Origin of the sequence: Rathayibacter sp. VKM Ac-2856, assembly GCF_013205055.1 — a bacterium.
Classification (GTDB): Bacteria; Actinomycetota; Actinomycetes; order Actinomycetales; family Microbacteriaceae; genus Rathayibacter.
Genome location: NZ_JABMLF010000002.1, coordinates 63,428 through 80,282 on the forward strand (window position 1 = coordinate 63,428; position 16,855 = coordinate 80,282).

Genomic DNA, 16,855 nt, shown 5'->3' on the forward strand with positions numbered 1-16,855 from the left:
CCGGACGCGCAAGGCCTTGCACCTGGGAGGCCGCGGGGCGTGGACTGTACTCCGGCCGCAAGCTCTCCGATGCGGCCGATCCCCGGACGAAAGGACGCTCGAGTATGAGCACGGACGCGAACACGGTCCCCACGATCACCCTTAACAACGGAGTCGAGATCCCGCAGCTGGGCTTCGGTGTCTTCCAGATCGACCCCGCCGAGACGAAGGACGCGACGCTCGCCGCCCTCGAGGTCGGCTACCGCCACATCGACACCGCCGAGATGTACGGCAACGAGGCCGGTGTCGGCGAGGCCGTCCGCGCCTCCGGCCTCGACCGCTCCGAGGTCTTCGTCACCTCGAAGCTGAACAACGGCTTCCACGCCCGCGAGGACGCCCTGAAGGCGATCGACGACACCCTCGCCGAGCTGAAGTTCGACTACGTCGACCTCTTCCTCATCCACTGGCCGCTGCCGAAGGTGGGCGACTACCTGGAGACCTGGAAGGCGATGGAGGAGATCTACCGCAGCGGCAAGGCGAAGGCGATCGGCGTCTCCAACTTCCAGACGAACCACCTCAACCGCCTGCGCGCCGAGGCGACCATCGTCCCGGCCGTGAACCAGATCGAGGTGCACCCCTACCTGACCCAGGAGGAGCTGCGCGCCTACGGTGTCGAGCACGGCATCGCGACCGAGGCCTGGTCGCCCATCGCGCAGGGCAAGGTCCTGGACGACGAGGCGATCGTGCGCATCGCGGGCAGCGTCGACCGCTCCCCCGCGCAGGTCGTCCTGCGCTGGCACCTCCAGCGCGGCGACATCGTCTTCCCGAAGTCGGTCACCCGCAAGCGCGTGGAGGAGAACTTCGCCCTCTTCGACTTCGAGCTGGACGACGAGTCGATGACGGCGATCTCCGCCCTCAACCGCGACGAGCGCACCGGCCCGAACCCGGACGAGTTCAACTACATCCCCAGCTGACCCCGGTCGGCTGAGCCGGCACCCCCGGCTCGCTCCGACGCCTCCGGCTCGCAGGATCCTCGGATCCTCGCGAGCCGGAGGCGTCTCCGCGTGCCGGAGCACCCCGCGCCCCACCTCCGGCACGCGAGAACACCTCCGGCACGCTGAAACCGGCCGATCCCACGAGCCGAAGCCCAATCCACGAGCCGGAGCTCACAGCGCCCCACCTCGGATACGCGAAAACACCTCCGGCACGCGAAAACCAGCGGATCCCACGAGCCGAGGCCCAATCCACGAGCAGAGCTCACAGCACCCCACCTCCGGCACGCGAAAACACCTCCGGCACGCGGAAACCGGCCGATCCCGCGAGCCGAGGCCGATTCCACGAGCCGAAGCTCACAGCACCCCACCTCCGGCACGTGAATTCACCTCCGGCACGTGGAAACGGGCCGATCCCACGAGCCGAGGCCGAATCCACGAGCCGAACATCATTCCGCCCCACCTCCGGCACGCGAGAACACCTCCGGCACGCGGAAACCGGCCGATCCCACGAGCCGCAGCCGAATTGACGAGCCGAGCATCACCGCGCCCTACCTCCGGCACGCGAAAACACCTCCGGCACGCGGAAACCGGCCGATCCCACGAGCCGAAGCCCAATCCACGAGCCGAAGCTCACAGCACCCCACCTCCGGCACGCGAAAACACCTCCGGCACGCGGAAACCGGCCGATCCCACGAGCCGAAGCCCAATCCACGAGCCGAAGCTCACAGCACCCCACCTCCGGCACGTGAATTCACCTCCGGCACGTGGAAACGGGCCGATCCCACGAGCCGAAGCCCAATCCACGAACCGAACATCACACCGCCTCGGCCCCGGGCACGGGAAACGCCTCCGGCTCGCAGGATCGGGGATCTCTGCGAGCCGGAGGCGGTGGTGGTGCGGGGCGGTGAGGCCCGGGACGCGGGTCAGCGCGCGTCGCGCCAGGAGTGCTCGGGGGCGTAGCCGAGGACCTCGCGGGCGTGGTCGATCGAGAGGAGCGTGTCGTTCACTCCGAGCTCGCCGCGCAGCTCGACGCCGGGGAAGACCTCGGCGACCAGCTCGTCGTTCGGGCGGGTCATCACGGTGTCGGCCGCCGCGATGATGAAGCGGTCGAAGCCCGGCTGACGGTGCGCCAGCGCCTTCTCGACCGCCTGGGCGCCGTCACGGCCGTCGATGTAGCCCCAGAGGTTCCACTTGCGGAGGGTCGCGTCCGCGTCGAAGGACGGGAACTCGGCGTAGTCCTCCTCGTTCATGACGTTCGAGAAGCGCAGGCCGATGATGGTCAGGTCCTCGTGCCAGCGGCAGAGCTCGATGGCGAGCTGCTCCTCGAGGTGCTTGGTCAGCGAGTACACCGACTCCGGGCGGGCCGGGTACTTCTCGTCGACGGGGATGTAGGGCGGCGGCACGTCGAACGGCAGGCCGAGCACGGTCTCGCTGGAGGCGTAGACGATGCTGCGGATGCCCGCGCGGATCGCCGCGTGGAAGACGTTGAACGTCGACGACATGTTGTTCTGGAAGGTGGCGATGTCGGGGACGATGCCGGGCGCCGGCACGGCAGCGAGGTGCACGACCGCGTCGATGCCGTCGTATCGGTCGCCCACGGCCTGCAGGGCGTCGACGACCTGCCCGTAGTCGGTGATGTCGATGCTGATGACGCCCTCGCCGCGCGTTCCGGCGCGGTCGAGGACGAAGACGTCGTGGCCGGACTCGCGGAGACGGGTGACGACGCTGCGGCCGAGTTTCCCGGATCCACCGGTGACTGCGATTCTCATGCCTCGAACGCTAACGGGCCCGGGGCCCGGGGACGAGGGCTGGCGGATCAGCCCGCGACGTGGAGCGAGATGCCGTCGCCGACCTCGGGCGTCGTCTCGTCGGCGACCAGCTGCGTCCAGCGGCGCAGGACGGCGGCGCCGGCCTCGTCGTTGATCGCGCCGTCGACCACGAGGATCGGGTACGGCTTGTCCGGCACGCCCTCCGAGGGGCGGACGTCCACGTGGGCGACGTCGTAGGCGTGCTCGGAGAGCCAGTCGGCCATCGCGTAGTCGCTGCGGGAGTCGCCGACGGTGCGCCAGCGCTGCGGGATCGCGCCGGTGGCGCCGAGCAGCTCGACGGCGCGCTGGGCGCCGAGGTCCTTGCCGAGGCGGTTCGACTCGATGTCGGTGGAGATCACGGTGGGGTCGATGCGGTACTCGACGGCGCCGGTGTCGTTCGGGTAGCGGATGCCGCGGCGCTCGACTCCGAGGCCCGCGGCGGTCATGATCTGCAGGGCGTCGGCGTCGAAGACGAGCTGGCGCTCGAGGTAGTCCTCGCTGGAGAGGTCGACGAGCTGCTCGGCCGAGACCATCGCGCGCTTGGTCTCGTCGAAGAAGACCAGATCGTCGTAGTCCTCGCGGATCATCCGCTCGAGGTCGCGGGCGACCGCCTCCGGGATCGCGAGCGACTCGTCGACGATCGGCTCGGAGGTGCCGCGGTAGTCGACGGTGAACCAGACGGCGCCCTTCTCGCAGACGCAGACGATCCGCGCGTCGGCCGAGACGCCGCGCTCGAGCAGCGGCGGCAGCACGCGCTCGCGCAGGAAGGCGTCGGAGCGGCCCGTGTTGAACACGAGCGGGATGCCGGCGTTCGCGAGCGCGACGAGGTCGTCCGCGATCGAGGCGATGGCGATCGTGCGGCTGATCGGGCTGGCGATCGGGCCGTCGACGTCGAGGAGCAGGCCGAGCGGAGGCGGTGTGGAGGTCATCGGGATCCATTCTGCCGTGCGGGCGCGTCCGGCCGTCCCCGCGAGATGCCACTTGTGCACGCCTTCATCGGCGTGTCGCGTGCACAAGTGGCATCTCGCGGCGCGGGGATAGCGCTAGTCGGAGGTGGGGAGGACGAGGGTGCGCTGGGTCACGGTGCCGTCGGGGGACTCGACGGCGAGGGTGATCAGGGTCTCGGGGGCGCTGCAGGGGACGGAGAGGGCGGAGTAGCCGGTCGCGGAGAGGTCGACGGGGGTGCCGGACTGCGCGTCGGTGGTGCCGACGGCGAGGCGGGCGGCGACGCCGCCCTCGGTCTGCCAGGAGAGCGCTACGGGGACGGAGCCGGTGCGGTCGCCCGCGCAGTCGACGGTGGCGGGCGAGGACGTGAAGGAGACGACGGCGGGCGCGGCGGCGGCGGAGCCCGGAGCGGCCGAGGCGACGACGCCCTCCGTCGGGGAGGTGTCCGCGGGGGCTCCGGTGGCGGGAGTGGTCGTGGACTCGGGTGCGGCGCCGGCCGACGCGGACCCGGTGGGCGCGGACCCGGTGGGGTCGGCGGAGGCTGCGGCGGAGGCCGAGGGGGCGACGGGGGTGGAGGTCGGCGCCGGGCCGTCGGCCGGGCGGACGAGGAGGACGATCGCGACGACGACGGCGACGAGGCCGAGGACGGCGAGGACGATCCCGAGGGTGCGGGCGGTACGGGGCGGCATCGGGACTCCTCGGTGGTGCTGGCGTGCGGTGGTGCGGGTGCGGGAGTGCGGACGTGCCGCGGTGCGGACGTGCGGCGGTGCGGACGTGCTGCGGTGCGGACGTGCTGCAGTGCTGAAGTGCGGTGGCGATGGGGCGCGGATGTGCGGCCGGTGGTGCGCGGGAGGGCCGGCGGATCGTGCTCGCCGGCCCTCCCGCGGCGGAGGCTACGCCTCCTCGACCTCGCGACGGCTGCGCGCGATCAGCAGGGCGCCGAGACCGAGCACGACAGCACCTCCCGAGAGCAGCAGCCAGGGGCCGGTGTCGACGCCGGTCGACGCGAGGCCGCCGGAGCCGGGCGCCGCGATCGGAACCGCGGTCGCCGTGGCGGTCGGCTGCGGGGCCGCGGTGGGCGCGGTCGTCGGAGCGGCGGTCGCGGTCGGCTGCGGCGTCACGGTCGGCTCGGGAGTCGCGGTCGGCTCAGGAGTCGCCGTCGGCTCGGGAGTCGCGGTCGGCTCAGGAGTCGCGGTCGGCTCAGGAGTCGCGGTCGGCTCAGGAGTCGCGGTCGGCTCAGGAGTCGCGGTCGGCTCAGGCGTCGCGGTCGGCGTCGCCGTCGGCTCCGGCGTCCCCGGCAGCTCGACGGCCGCGCCCTCGGGCGCCACGGCGAGCAGCGCCCGGGCGACGTCGCTGAACGCGCCGACCGGGTGGTTGCGGAACAGCGGCGAGGTGCCGAAGAGGACGCCCTCGGTGCCCGACTCCGTCGAGAACGAGACGACCGAGGCCTGCCCGGCCGCGTCGCTCCGGGACTGCCCCTCGGAGTCGACCCAGTGGCCGGCGACGAACGTGTCCTCGGCGGCGTAGCTCTGCTCCACCGTCACGGACTCGTCGAAGCCGTCGAACCACAGCGCCGGCGAGACGAAGGCGGTGTCCTGCGGGTAGTCGCCGAGGAGGCCCTCGGCCGGGGTCTCGACCGAGACGATGCCGTTCGAGCCGCCGGTGCCGGTCTGCGCGGTCAGCGTCGCGAGGCCGAAGTCGGTCGCGAACGCCGCTCCCGCTCCGCCGCGGCCGACCACGTCGCCGCCCGCCGCGAGGAACTCCTCGACGGCGGTGCGACCCGCGGCCTGCTCCGGGGTGAACGACAGGGAGCGGCCGAGGAGCAGCACATCGACGTCCTCGAGCACGGTCTCGCCCGAGGCGAGCGTGTCCGGGGTGACGGCGAGCGCGTCGGCGAAGCCGAGCTTGGCCAGCGCGTCGCGGTCCTCGTGCGAGCCGGAGTAGGCGACGCGGACGGCGGACAGCGCGGTGCCATCCTCCTCCTCGATCCGCTCGGCCGTCGTCGCGGTGAAGTCGACGCCGAACTCGGCGGCGGCGGCCTTCGCTGCGACGAGACCGTCGGCGTCGGCGCGGAGGGCGATGGTGCCGTCGGCGAACTGCTCCAGCGCGATGCCGGCGCCCAGGAGCGCGTTCACGGCCTGGTACTCGAGCACGCCGCGCGGCTCGAAGGCGAGGTAGCCGGCGTCCGCGGGGACGCTGCCGCTCGGGGCGACCGCGGTGACCGGCTCGAGCTCGACGGCGGGCATCGGGTCGAGGGTCGAGCCGACCGGGATCACGTCGGCGCCCCAGAGCAGCGAGAGGCTCCAGGCCGAGACGTCGTACATCTCGGGCACGCGCTCGGAGATGTCGGTGCCGTCGGCGAGCAGCACGTTCGCGAGTCCGCGGACCGGCTGGTGCATGTCGACGACGTAGGAGCCGGCCGGGTAGGTCGTGCCGCCCGCGGTCATCGCCGTCGCGGTGCGATCCACCTCGACGCCGTGCGCGAGCAGCTGCGCGACGAGGGTCTTCGCGTCGGACTCCGAGCGCTGCGCGTCACCGGCGGGGATCACGTAGGCGCGGGGGTACTCGGTCGTGTAGACGTCGGTCTCGTCCCAGATCTCGGTCCACTCGGTCGGCGTGCCGGCCGGCAGGTCCGAGGCGGCGACGTCGGCGGGGATCTCGACGGCGGGGGCGCCGGTGACGCCGCGCTCGAAGATCTGCACCTGGTTGCTCAGCAGGGCGTCGCGGTTGGCCTCGATGTAGTCGACCGAGGCGTCCATGACGATCCCGGCGACCTCGACGTCGATGTCCGCGTTGGCCTGGCCCTGGGCGATCTCCTCGGGCGTCTCGTTGGCCGTGCGGCCCAGCGGGAGCTCGACGGTGTTGGTGATCGCGCCCTGGAAGGCGACGTACTGCGGCGCGAAGATCGGGGGCCAGTCGTCCCAGCCCGCGCGGATGTCGCGGTAGGGGATCAGGATCTGGCCGGTGTTCTCGGTGGTGGCGCTGCCGTCGGCCGCCTTGTAGGTGTTGCCGGGCACGTCCGCCTCGACGACGCGGCGCTCGATCTCGAGGGCGGTCGCGTAGGCGTGCGGCAGGAACAGGTCGTACTCGTAGTTCTCGCCGTGCGGCGGGCCGCAGGGCTCGACCTGGAGGATGCCGGTGTAGCCGTGGATGTCGATGAAGTAGGTCGGCTGCAGGACGCTCGAGAGGTCGCGGATGACGGCCGCCTCGTTGGTCGCGCCGGTGATCATGTCGCGGTTGGGGTCGTAGCCGGCGGCGACCGCGCGCTGGCCGAGGGCCCGGCCGTCGGGGTTGTTGGTGACGGTGAAGTAGAGGCGGTTGCCCTCGAGGAGCGCCTCGGTCTCGGGGTCCTCGGCGGTGGCCACCGTCTCGATGTAGTTCAGGATCGCGTCGGATCCCTCCCACTCGTTGCCGTGGATGTTGCCGTTGAACCAGGTCGGCACCTTGTACTCGGCCATCAGCTCGGCGTCGGCCGCGGCCGCCTCCGGCTCGTTCTTCAGGCGGTCGCGCCACTCGGCCTGCTGCGCGGTCTCGGCCGCGGTCTCGGGAGCGGTGACGGTGACCAGGTAGATGTCGCGGCCGAGGCCCGACTTCCCGACCACCTGGGTCGAGACGCGGTCGGAGCGCGCGGCGAGGTCGTTCAGCTGGGGCGCGATCTGGTCGTAGGGGGTGACGCCACGGGTCAGCGAGGCGTCGGTCGGGTCGACCTCGACCTCGGTGAGCGCCTCCCGGTAGGGGAAGCTCGCGGGCACGGTGATCGGGGCCGAGGAGGGGCGGACGAGGTCCACCCGCTCGAAGGCGGAGGTGCCGAGCGGTGCGGCGGTGGTCGCTGTCGCGGCGGGCGCGATCAGCAGACCGCCGGCGGCGAGCGCGAGCGCGGCGCAGCCGGAGGTCAGGGCGATACGTGTTCTCAAGCGGAGATCTTTCGTGTCGAGGGCGGCGCGGACGGGGCTCCGCGCTCGCTCCCGTGTCATCGACCTCGGTGCAACGTGTGAACCCTTTCAGGAACCTAGGCCACGCGTGTTTCCGGCACGTGTCACGCCTGCACCCCTCCCGCGAGATGCCACTTGTGCACGGATTCTGCGGCGTGTCGCGTGCACAAGTGGCATCTCGCGGGAGGGGAGGGACGGTCAGGCGAGGACGAGGGAGAGGAGGAGGACCATGCCGAGGGCCAGGACGGAGGCGAGGGAGACGCCGACCGTGACCGTCTTGAGGGCTCCGCGGACGGACTGGCCGAGGAAGCTCTGCAGCAGCCAGAAGGTGTTCGAGGTGACGTGGATGCAGAACAGCGCGCCGGAGCCGGCGGCGAGCGCGATCAGCAGCGGATCGAGGCCGAGCGATGCCGCGACCGGGGCGACGACGCCCGCGGCGGTGATCGCGGAGAGGGTCACCGAGCCGACGGCGATGTGCAGCACGGCCGCCATCGCCCAGACCAGCAGCAGCGGCGCCGCGGTGTTCGCGGAGAAGTAGCCCTTCAGCAGGTCGCCGAGGTCGCCCTCCGCGATCACCGCCGCGAGCGCGCCGCCGACGCCGGTGAGCAGGAAGATCTGCCCGCCGTCCTGGAAGCCCTTCGCGACCGCCTTCTCCATCCGCGCCGTGCCCGCGACCGAGCGGCCGACGAGGCCGGTCGCGATGACGGCGAGCAGCAGCGCGATCACCGGGTTCCCGAGGAACTGCAGCACCGGCACCTCGAGGCCGGCGACCGAGAGCACTGCCTGCGCGGCGATCAGCAGCAGCGCGAGCAGCATCGGGGCGAACAGGAGGAGCAGCGGGCGCTCGCTCCGGCCGTCCGCGCCCGCGGTGCCGCGCTCGTCGTCGCGCTCCCCCGCGCCGGAGGAGCCGACCGCGGAGTGCGCGGAGCCGGCCGCGCCCGCGTCGCCGCCCGCGTCGCCGCCCGAGCCGCCGACCGCGTCGCCGACCGCGTCGCTCCCGGCCCGCTCCCCCGCCGGCACCGTCGCGAGACCCGTGGTCTCGTCGCGGACGACGAGCTGCTCGTCCCGCGCGGGATCCCAGAAGCCCATCCGGAAGGCGAGCGACATCAGCGCGATGGTCACGACGACCGTCGGCACGACCACCGCGAGACCGCCCAGCAGCATCACGCCGAGCGGAACCCCGAGCAGCCCCGCGAGCGCCACGGCGGCGAAGCCGGGCACCACCATCACGATGCCCATCTCGAGGCCGACGGCGAAGGTGACGGCGACGACGCCCGTGCCGGTGGGGCCGAGCCGCGGGGCGATCCGCCGGGCGAGCGGCGCCGCGATGACGATCAGGGCGTCGACGAAGATCGTCTGCAGGTACGTGGCGAAGGAGAGCCCCAGCGCATAGGGGATGCCGCGCCGGCCGAAGACCCGCATCAGCCCCTCGACCAGCCGGACGACGGCGCCCATCTCGTTGAGCATCGCGCCGATCAGCACACCCCAGCCGATCAGGAGGCCCGCCTCCATCATCACCTCGCCGAAGCCGCGGGTCATGGTCGAGACGGTGTCGACGGGCCCCAGCCCGGTGAGCAGCCCGATCGCCGCGGCGCCCACGGCGAGCGCGAGCACCGGATTGAAGCGGAAGCGGACGATCGCGACGACGACCACGACGATGACCAGGGCGACGACGCCGAGGGTGTACCACTCCGGCATGACGCCTCCTCCTCCCGCTGCAGCGCGGGCTCTCACACCCTAGAGCTGCGCTCCCCTCGCGCGCCCGCCCGTCCCCGATCGGCGAGTCGCCCGAGAGGGCTCGTTCTCCCGCCCGGGAACGAGCCTTCTCGGGCGACTCGACAACCCGGACTCGCGGGGGGAGGGGGCTCGGCAGGGTGAGGGGGCAGGGCCTAGCGTGGAGGGATGGCACTGACGCTCCCCGAGCCCCGGCTCCCCTCCCTCCTCGACTCCCCGGTGCTGCGCTGGGGGGTGCTCGCGCCCGGCTCGATCGCGGGCTCGTTCGTCGCCGCGCTGCAGAAGCACACCGGGCAGCGCGTGGTCGCGGTCGGGTCGCGCTCGCAGGAGCGCGCCGACGCGTTCGCGCAGCGCTTCGGCGTCGAGCGGGCGTCCGCCGGCTACGACGCCGTCGTGAACGACCCGGAGGTCGACGTCGTCTACATCGCGTCGCCGCACTCCGAGCACGCGCGCCAGGCCCTGCGCGCCATCGCCGCGGGCAAGCACATCCTCGTCGAGAAGCCGTTCGCCCCGACCCCGGGCGAGGCCGAGATGATCGTGCACGCGGCGCGCGACGCCGGCGTCTTCGCGATGGAGGCGATGTGGATGCGCTACCTGCCGCAGATGGACGTGGTCCGCCAGCTCCTCGCGGACGGCGCGATCGGCGATCCCGCGCTGGTCTCGGCCGACTTCGGCGCGGCGTTCGACTTCGATCCGACCAGCCGCATCTTCGACCCCGCGCTCGCCGGCGGCGGCCTGCTCGACGTGGGCGTCTACGCCTCCTCGTTCGTCTCGATGGTCGCCGGCGCCCCGCAGAGCACCGTGGTCGCCGGCTCGCTCACCTCGACCGGCGTCGACGCGACGGCGACGATCGTCGGCCGCCACGCGCACGATATGCAGTCCGTCGCGACGTCGACCGTGCTGGCCGACACGCTGCACGCGGCGAGCGTCGCCGGCAGCGAGGGGCGGATCGACGTGCACCCGTCGTTCTGGACGCCCAGCGGCGTCACGCTGACCCGCGGCTCCGAGAGCGCCTCGTGGCGCGACGAGTCGGCGCTGCAGGGCGGCGAGGGGCTCGCCTGGGAGGCGGTGCACCTCGCGCAGTACGTGGCGGAGGGGCGCACCGAGTCGCCGGTGCACCCGCTGGACGAGACGGTGCAGGTGGTGCGGACGCTCGACGAGGCGCGCCGGCGCCTGGGCGTGCAGGTCTGACGGCAGCCGTCCGATCTGCAGGCGACCCGGCCGCCGCGCGGCACTCCCCCGCGGAGGAGAGCGCGATCCGGACGGCAGCGCCTGCAGATCGGACCGGCGCGCGCCGGATCACCCCGCCGGCAGCTCCACCCGGAAGCTCGTGCGCCCCGGCTCCGACTCGACCAGCACCCGCCCGCCGTGCGCCTCGACGACCGCGGCCACGATCGCGAGGCCCAGCCCCGTCGATCCCGTCGTCCGCGCTCGCGAGGAGTCGCCGCGGGCGAAGCGCTCGAACAGCACCGGCACGAGCGCCTCGTCGATGCCCGGTCCGGAGTCGGTGACCGTCACCACCGCGAGCGGCCGGCCGCGCTCGTCGCGGTCCTCGGCGAGCGCCGCCACGACGCGCGTGCCGGGCGGAGTGTGCACCGTGGCGTTCCGCAGCAGGTTGGCGACCACCTGGTGCAGCCGGAAGCCGTCGCCGCGGATCTCGATCGGCTCCTCCGGCAGGTCGAGGTCCCACTCGTGGTCGGGCCCGGCGACGTGCGCGTCCGACACCGCCTCGATCAGCACCATCGTCAGATCGACCGGCTCCTTCTCGAGATCGCGGCCCTCGTCCAGGCGCGCCAGCAGTAGGAGGTCCTCGACGAGCGACGTCATCCGGGTCGCCGCCGACTCGATGCGATCGAGCGAGTACTCGGCCGCCTCGGACAGCTCGACGTCGCCGCGGCGGGGCAGCTCGGCGTAGCCGCGGATGGCGGCGAGCGGCGTGCGCAGCTCGTGCGAGGCGTCGGCCACGAACTGCCGCACCTTGTTCTCGCTGGCCTGCCGCGACTCGAGCGCCCCGCCGACGTGGTCGAGCATGCGGTTGAACGCCGCGCCCACCCGGCCGACCTCGGTGCGGACGTCGGCGTCCTCCTCCGGCACCCGCTCGATCAGCTCGACCTCGCCGCGCTCCAGCGGCAGCTCGGCGACCCGCGTAGCGGTCGCCTCCACCCGCTCGAGCGGCCGCAGCGCCACGCGGATGATCGCGGTGGCGATCAGGGCGACCAGCAGCATCGCGAGGAGCACGACGACCACCACGACGGTGGTGAGGGTGCGGAGCGTGTCCTCCGTCTCGCCGAGAGGCACGCCGACGACGACGACCGAGCCGTCGACGACGCGGGCCTCGGCGCGGTACTCGCCCAGGGCGCCGCCGAGATCGAGGGTGGTGGCGGTGCCGTCGCTCGCGACCGCGGCGGCGAGCACCGAGTCCGACGGCTCGGCGAACTCCTGGCACGCTCCGGAGCTGTCGATGTAGGCGCCCGTGAAGGCGCCGCCGAGGCCGAGGACCGCCGTGATCGTCTGGGTGTCCTGGTTCGGTCGCCCCTGGAAGTCGCCGCTCGGACAGGTGGTCGCCCGCTCGATCGCGCTGGCGTCGGCGAAGCGGCTCGGGCCGTCGAAGCCGTCGAGGCGGTCGAGCGACTCGGTCAGCTGCGTCTCCGCGTTGTCGTAGAGGATCCCCCGCAGCGAGAGCACGCTCACCGCGCCGACGATCCCCGCGGTGACCGCGACCAGCGCGACGACGGCGACGACCATCCGGCGCCGCAGCGTCCACGGCGTGCGCCGCACGGCGCTCGAGCGGCGCAGCGCCGACCGGGTGGCGAAGTCGCCCAGGGTCGGGCGCGGCCGCCCGCTCTCGGGAGCCACTACTCGGCGGGCTTCAGCAGGTAGCCGGCGCCGCGGACCGTGTGGATCATCGGCGAGCGCCCGGCGTCGATCTTCTTGCGGAGGTAGGAGATGTAGATCTCGACGACGCTCGACTTGCCGCCGAAGTCGTAGGACCAGACGCGGTCGAGGATCTGCGCCTTGCTCAGCACGCGGCGCGGATTGCGCATCAGGAAGCGCAGCAGCTCGAACTCGGTCGCGGTCAGCTCGATGTCCACGCCGGCCCGGCGCACCTCGTGGCTGTCCTCGTCGAGCACGAGGTCGCCCACGACGACCTCCGGGTCGTCGGCGTCGTTGGCGAGCAGGGTGGAGCGGCGGATGAGTCCGCGCATCCGGGCGACGAGCTCCTCGAGCGAGAACGGCTTCGTGACGTAGTCGTCGCCGCCCGCGGTGAGCCCGGCGATCCGGTCGTCGAGCGCGTCTTTGGCGGTGAGGAAGAGCACCGGGGTCTCGCTGCCGTCCGCGCGGATGCGCTGGAGCACCTGGAGCCCGTCGATGTCGGGCAGCATCACGTCGAGCACGATGACGTCCGGCCGGAACTCGCGGGTGATCGTGATGGCGGAGCGGCCCTCGGCGGCGGTGCGCACCTCCCAGCCCTCGTAGCGCAGCGCCATCTGCAGCAGGTCGGTGAGGGTGCTCTCGTCGTCGACGACGAGGACGCGGATCGGCGTGCCGTCCGCTCGCTTGAGGCGGGTGCGCTGCGCGGAGGCGAGGTGCTTCGAGGGGGCCGGGGTGCTCATGACTCCCCAGTATCAGGAGTTTCCTATGAGCACGCTATGACGGGGCGATGGCTCGGCTGTGCGCGGCCGGAGGGCGGCCATCGAGACCGGCGACGCCGCGACACCGCGGACCGGGACCCGTCGCCCGTCGCTATTCTGCGGCGGGCGCTCGGTTCCCGCGCCAGGAGGAACGGAGCAGAACGATGCAGGACTCCTCGCGCGCGATCGTGCGGCCGCTGGACGCCGCAGTAGCGGGCGCTGTCACGGTGCCCGGGAGCAAGAGCCTGACCAATCGGGCGATCGTCCTCGCCCTCGCCGCGCAGGGCACGACCGTGCTGCGGCGGCCGCTCCGCAGCGACGACACCCGGCACGGTGCGGCAGTCGCCCGCGCATTGGGCGCCACGGTGGTCGACGAGGACGACACGATCTCGATCACCGGGCTCGGTGCACTTCGCCCTGTCGATCGGGCAGAGCTCCACGTCGGCTCGGCGGGCACGATCGCCCGCTTCCTGCCCTGCTTCCTCGCCTTCGGCGGCCCGGGCGAGTGGACGCTGACCGCGAGCGAGCAGATGACGCGGCGCCCGATGGCCGGCCTGTTCGCCGCGCTGGAGTCGTTCCCCGGCGCGCTCACCGCCCTCGGCGAGCCGGAGCGCTACCCGCTTCGCGTCCGGGGCGGCGGCCGCGCGCCGGCGGCGATCGAGGTCGACGGCGGCGTCTCCAGCCAGTACCTCAGCGGGCTCCTCCTCTCGGCGCCGCTGCTCGAGGGCGACGTCACCGTCCGCGCGCGGGGCGCCGTCGTCCAGGGCGCCTACGTCGACATGACCATCGACTCGCTGCGCCGCTTCGGCGCGACCGTCGAGCGGAGCGCCGACCGCCGTGCCCTCACCGTGCATGCGGGGCCCACCTCCGCGGTGGACCTCGAGATCGAGGCGGACGCGTCGACCGCGTCCTACTTCGCCGCGCTCCCCGCGATCCTCGGCGGGTCGATCCACCTGCCGAACGTCGAGCGCGCGAGCCGGCAGCCCGACACCCGCTTCCTCGAGATCCTCGAGCGGTTCGGCTGCGAGAGCGTCTGGGACGAGGGCGGTCGCGGTGTGACCGTCACGCGGCCCGGCGATCTCGACCTCCTGCGTGGCGGTGCGCGACTCGACCTCAACGACTGCTCCGACGTCGCGCTGACGACCGCTGCGCTCGCCGTCTTCGCCGACGCCCCGACCGAGATCGTCGGAGTGGAGCACATCCGGCAGCACGAGTGCGACCGGATCGACGCCCTCACCGCCGCGCTGACCGCCTTCGGGATCGAGGTCCAGGAGCGCCCGGACGGCTGGCTGATCCACCCCGGCGCCCCGCAATTCGCCGAGATCGGCACCCGCGACGACCACCGCGTCGCCATGTCCACCGCCCTCATCGCTCTCGGCGGAGCGGGCGCCGCGCTCGACCACCCGCGCTCCGTCGACAAGACCTGCCCCGAGTTCTGGGACCTCCTGGCGGGCGTCGGAGCGAACGTCGAGCTGGTGTCCGCGACGGCCGCGTTCTAGCTGCGCCCCCTTCATGCTGGTCGAGTAGCCCCGCAGGGGCGTATCGAGACCCGACGCCGTCAGCAGGGCGGGCCTGCAGACTCGCGTTCTGACGGTGGTGGATCTCGATACGCCCGCTCCGCGGGCTACTCGATCAGCATGGGCTTGGCGCGCTAGCGCTTCGACCCCGGAGCCGGCTCGTCGGCCGGGTCGGCCTCGAGCGCCTCCGGCTCGACGACGGCCGAGCGGGCGTAGCCGCGCACGCGCCGGTCGATGAAGGTCGCGAACCAGAGCAGCACGCCGATCACGAGCAGCACGCCCGCGATCTCGTACTGCGCGATGTCGCGGCCGGACGTGATCGGCAGCACCAGGTAGACGCAGAAGAGCGCGCCGAGCACCGGCAGCACGGTCGGCGTCCGGAAGTGACGGTGCTCGACCGGCTGGCGCCGCAGGACCAGCACGGCGACGTTCACGACCGCGAAGACCGCCAGGAGCAGGAGCGACGTGGTGCCGCCGAGCAGGACCGCGATCGGGTCGGACGGGTCGCGCGACACGTACGCGGTGAGCAGCAGCGCGATGACGGTCGTGAACAGGATCGCCGCCCACGGGGTCCGCCGGCCGGCCAGCACGTTCTTCAGGAACGGCGGCAGCACGCCCTGCTTGCTCATCCCGTAGAGCAGCCGGCTCGCCATCATCATGTTGATCAGCGCGCTGTTCGCCACCGCGAAGAGCGAGATGAAGGGCAGCAGCGTCGAGATCGGGAAGTCGGGGGCGGCCGTCTCGACGACCGTGACGAGCGGGGTGTCGTTGCCGGCCAGCTCGCCGATCGGCACGATCGCGACGGCGAGCGTCGAGACCAGCACGTAGACGACGGCGGTGATGCCGAGACCGGTCAGCATCACCTTCGGGAAGATCCGGCTCGGCTCCTTCGTCTCCTCCGCCATGTTCACGGAGTCCTCGAAGCCGACCATCGCGAAGAACGCCAGCGAGGTGGCGGTGCTGATCGCGAGCAGGAGCGACTTGTCCTCGGGGGTCTCGAACGCGACGACCCGGGAGAAGTCGGCCTGGCCGCCGAAGACCGCGAAGAAGCAGACGAAGATCACGAGGAGGAGGCCCGACAGCTCGATCAGGGTGAGCACCACGTTGAGCCCGACGCTCTCGGCCACTCCGCGCAGGTTCACCAGCGCGATGCAGACCATGAAGATCAGGGCGATGCTGAGCCGGATGCCCGCGCCGTCGCCCAGGCCGAAACCGATCGCGAAGTTGCTCGCGAAGGCGCCGGACGCGGCGGAGGCGGAGGTGATGCCGCTCGCCATCACGGTGAAGCAGACCAGGAACGTGACGAAGTGGATCCCGAAGGCCTTGTGCGCGTAGAGCGCGGCGCCCGCCGCCTGCGGGAACTTGGTCACCAGCTCGAGGTAGGAGCAGGCAGTCAGCGTCGCGACGACGAAGGCGATCAGGAACGGCAGCCACGCGGCGCCGCCCACCTCCGAGGCCACCTGCCCGGTGAGCGCGTAGATGCCGGTGCCGAGGATGTCCCCCACCACGAACAGCAGCAGGAGCTTGGGGCCGAGGACCCGCTTCAGCTCGGGAGGTGCGGTCTTCTCGCTGGTCGCCGTCATGGTCGCGCCTCCATCGGTTCGTCCGGGTGGGCGCGAGCCTAGGGCCGCACGGGAGGCCGGGGGAAGACCTGCGGGACGAGCGGGTGCCGCGAGCGCGCCCGGGAACGCAGAAGCGCCAGGACCCCGAACCGGTCCTGGCGCTTCTGTGTCGGTGGGATCAGAGGGAACGACCGAGGTCGCCCGCTCGCGTGATCGAGACCTAGATCGGGAGGCAGACCCCGAGGAAGCCGGTCAGCGGGAAGGCGGAGACACCGGTCAGGTTCGCGGCCGAGCTGTTGTTGCCCGCGTTGGTCTCCGTGTAGCCGGCGGGGACGCTGGCGAGGGAGAGGCGGAACTCGGCGAGGGCGAACACACCGAGGACGCCGGTGATGTCGATGATCGCTGACGGGGTCGCCGTCGCGATGGTGAAGGTGATGGTGTTGTTCACGAGGACTCCGACGGTCGCACCCGTGGCGGAGACGCCCACGTCGGCCAGGCGGGGGCTGGTCAGCGTGAAGGTCGTGCCGGCGGGGATGTCGCCGGACACGGCAGACACCGTGAAACGGGGCACGGCGTTGCCGAGCGTGAGCGTCCGGCAGGTGCGCGACACGACGATGTCGACGGTGGCGTTCGAGGCGGCGGCGGCCGGCGTGGCCATCGCGACGGCGACGACCGGGACGCTCCAGGCGGCGGTCTTGGCGAGTGAGCGGCGGGAGAGGGAGTTCTCGGGCACGGGTTCCCTTTCGAGGAG

The 16,855-nt window shown here is 72.4% G+C and carries 12 protein-coding genes; 3 read left to right on the forward strand and 9 right to left on the reverse strand.

Annotated features, from left to right (window positions below):
• The first annotated feature begins 104 nt into the window (after positions 1-104).
• Positions 105-953, forward strand: coding sequence for an aldo/keto reductase (locus tag HQQ82_RS07385; RefSeq protein WP_173232422.1), 849 nt, complete (start codon positions 105-107; stop codon positions 951-953).
• A 944-nt stretch (positions 954-1,897) separates the two neighbouring features.
• On the opposite strand, the gene HQQ82_RS07390 is transcribed toward HQQ82_RS07385, so the two are convergent.
• The 5 genes from HQQ82_RS07390 to HQQ82_RS07410 form a co-directional block, all read right to left on the reverse strand.
• On the reverse strand, positions 1,898-2,743 hold the full coding sequence (locus HQQ82_RS07390; protein ID WP_173232423.1) for an NAD(P)-dependent oxidoreductase: 846 nt from the start codon (positions 2,741-2,743) through the stop codon (positions 1,898-1,900).
• 47 nt (positions 2,744-2,790) lie between these two features.
• Positions 2,791-3,711 (reverse strand): hypothetical protein, encoded by a 921-nt coding sequence (locus tag HQQ82_RS07395; RefSeq protein ID WP_173232424.1) that lies wholly within the window; start codon positions 3,709-3,711, stop codon positions 2,791-2,793.
• Positions 3,712-3,825: 114 nt separating this feature from the next.
• A complete protein-coding gene (locus HQQ82_RS07400; protein WP_173232425.1) occupies positions 3,826-4,416 on the reverse strand; it encodes a hypothetical protein in 591 nt (196 codons plus the stop codon).
• A gap of 204 nt (positions 4,417-4,620) precedes the next feature.
• Positions 4,621-7,641: a M14 family zinc carboxypeptidase gene (locus HQQ82_RS20300; protein WP_301952430.1), complete on the reverse strand. Its 3,021-nt coding sequence runs from the start codon at positions 7,639-7,641 to the stop codon at positions 4,621-4,623.
• A gap of 216 nt (positions 7,642-7,857) precedes the next feature.
• Entirely contained in the window at positions 7,858-9,357 is a 1,500-nt protein-coding gene (locus HQQ82_RS07410) for a GntP family permease (RefSeq protein ID WP_173232427.1), read from the reverse strand.
• A 204-nt stretch (positions 9,358-9,561) separates the two neighbouring features.
• Between HQQ82_RS07410 and HQQ82_RS07415 the strand changes: the two genes are divergently transcribed.
• The gene (locus HQQ82_RS07415) at positions 9,562-10,584 is read left to right on the forward strand and encodes a Gfo/Idh/MocA family protein (RefSeq protein ID WP_173232428.1); all 1,023 of its coding nucleotides are present in this window, start codon (positions 9,562-9,564) and stop codon (positions 10,582-10,584) included.
• 108 nt (positions 10,585-10,692) lie between these two features.
• Here the strand turns inward: HQQ82_RS07415 and HQQ82_RS07420 are convergent, their stop codons facing one another.
• Together HQQ82_RS07420 and HQQ82_RS07425 are read right to left on the reverse strand one after the other, a co-directional pair.
• Entirely contained in the window at positions 10,693-12,249 is a 1,557-nt protein-coding gene (locus tag HQQ82_RS07420; protein WP_367947861.1) for a sensor histidine kinase, read from the reverse strand.
• Positions 12,249-13,007 (reverse strand): response regulator transcription factor, encoded by a 759-nt coding sequence (locus HQQ82_RS07425; RefSeq protein WP_173232429.1) that lies wholly within the window; start codon positions 13,005-13,007, stop codon positions 12,249-12,251. The genes HQQ82_RS07420 and HQQ82_RS07425 overlap by 1 nt, the downstream gene beginning before the upstream one ends.
• 182 nt (positions 13,008-13,189) lie before the next feature.
• Between HQQ82_RS07425 and aroA the strand changes: the two genes are divergently transcribed.
• Positions 13,190-14,524 carry a 3-phosphoshikimate 1-carboxyvinyltransferase gene (aroA, locus tag HQQ82_RS07430; RefSeq protein ID WP_173232430.1) on the forward strand — a complete coding sequence of 445 codons (1,335 nt, stop codon included), beginning with the start codon at positions 13,190-13,192 and terminating at the stop codon, positions 14,522-14,524.
• A 152-nt stretch (positions 14,525-14,676) separates the two neighbouring features.
• On the opposite strand, the gene HQQ82_RS07435 is transcribed toward aroA, so the two are convergent.
• Positions 14,677-16,125 carry an APC family permease gene (locus HQQ82_RS07435; protein WP_173232431.1) on the reverse strand — a complete coding sequence of 483 codons (1,449 nt, stop codon included), beginning with the start codon at positions 16,123-16,125 and terminating at the stop codon, positions 14,677-14,679.
• Positions 16,126-16,324: 199 nt separating this feature from the next.
• Positions 16,325-16,837: a hypothetical protein gene (locus HQQ82_RS07440; RefSeq protein ID WP_173232432.1), complete on the reverse strand. Its 513-nt coding sequence runs from the start codon at positions 16,835-16,837 to the stop codon at positions 16,325-16,327.
• Between the last annotated feature and the right edge of the window lie 18 nt (positions 16,838-16,855).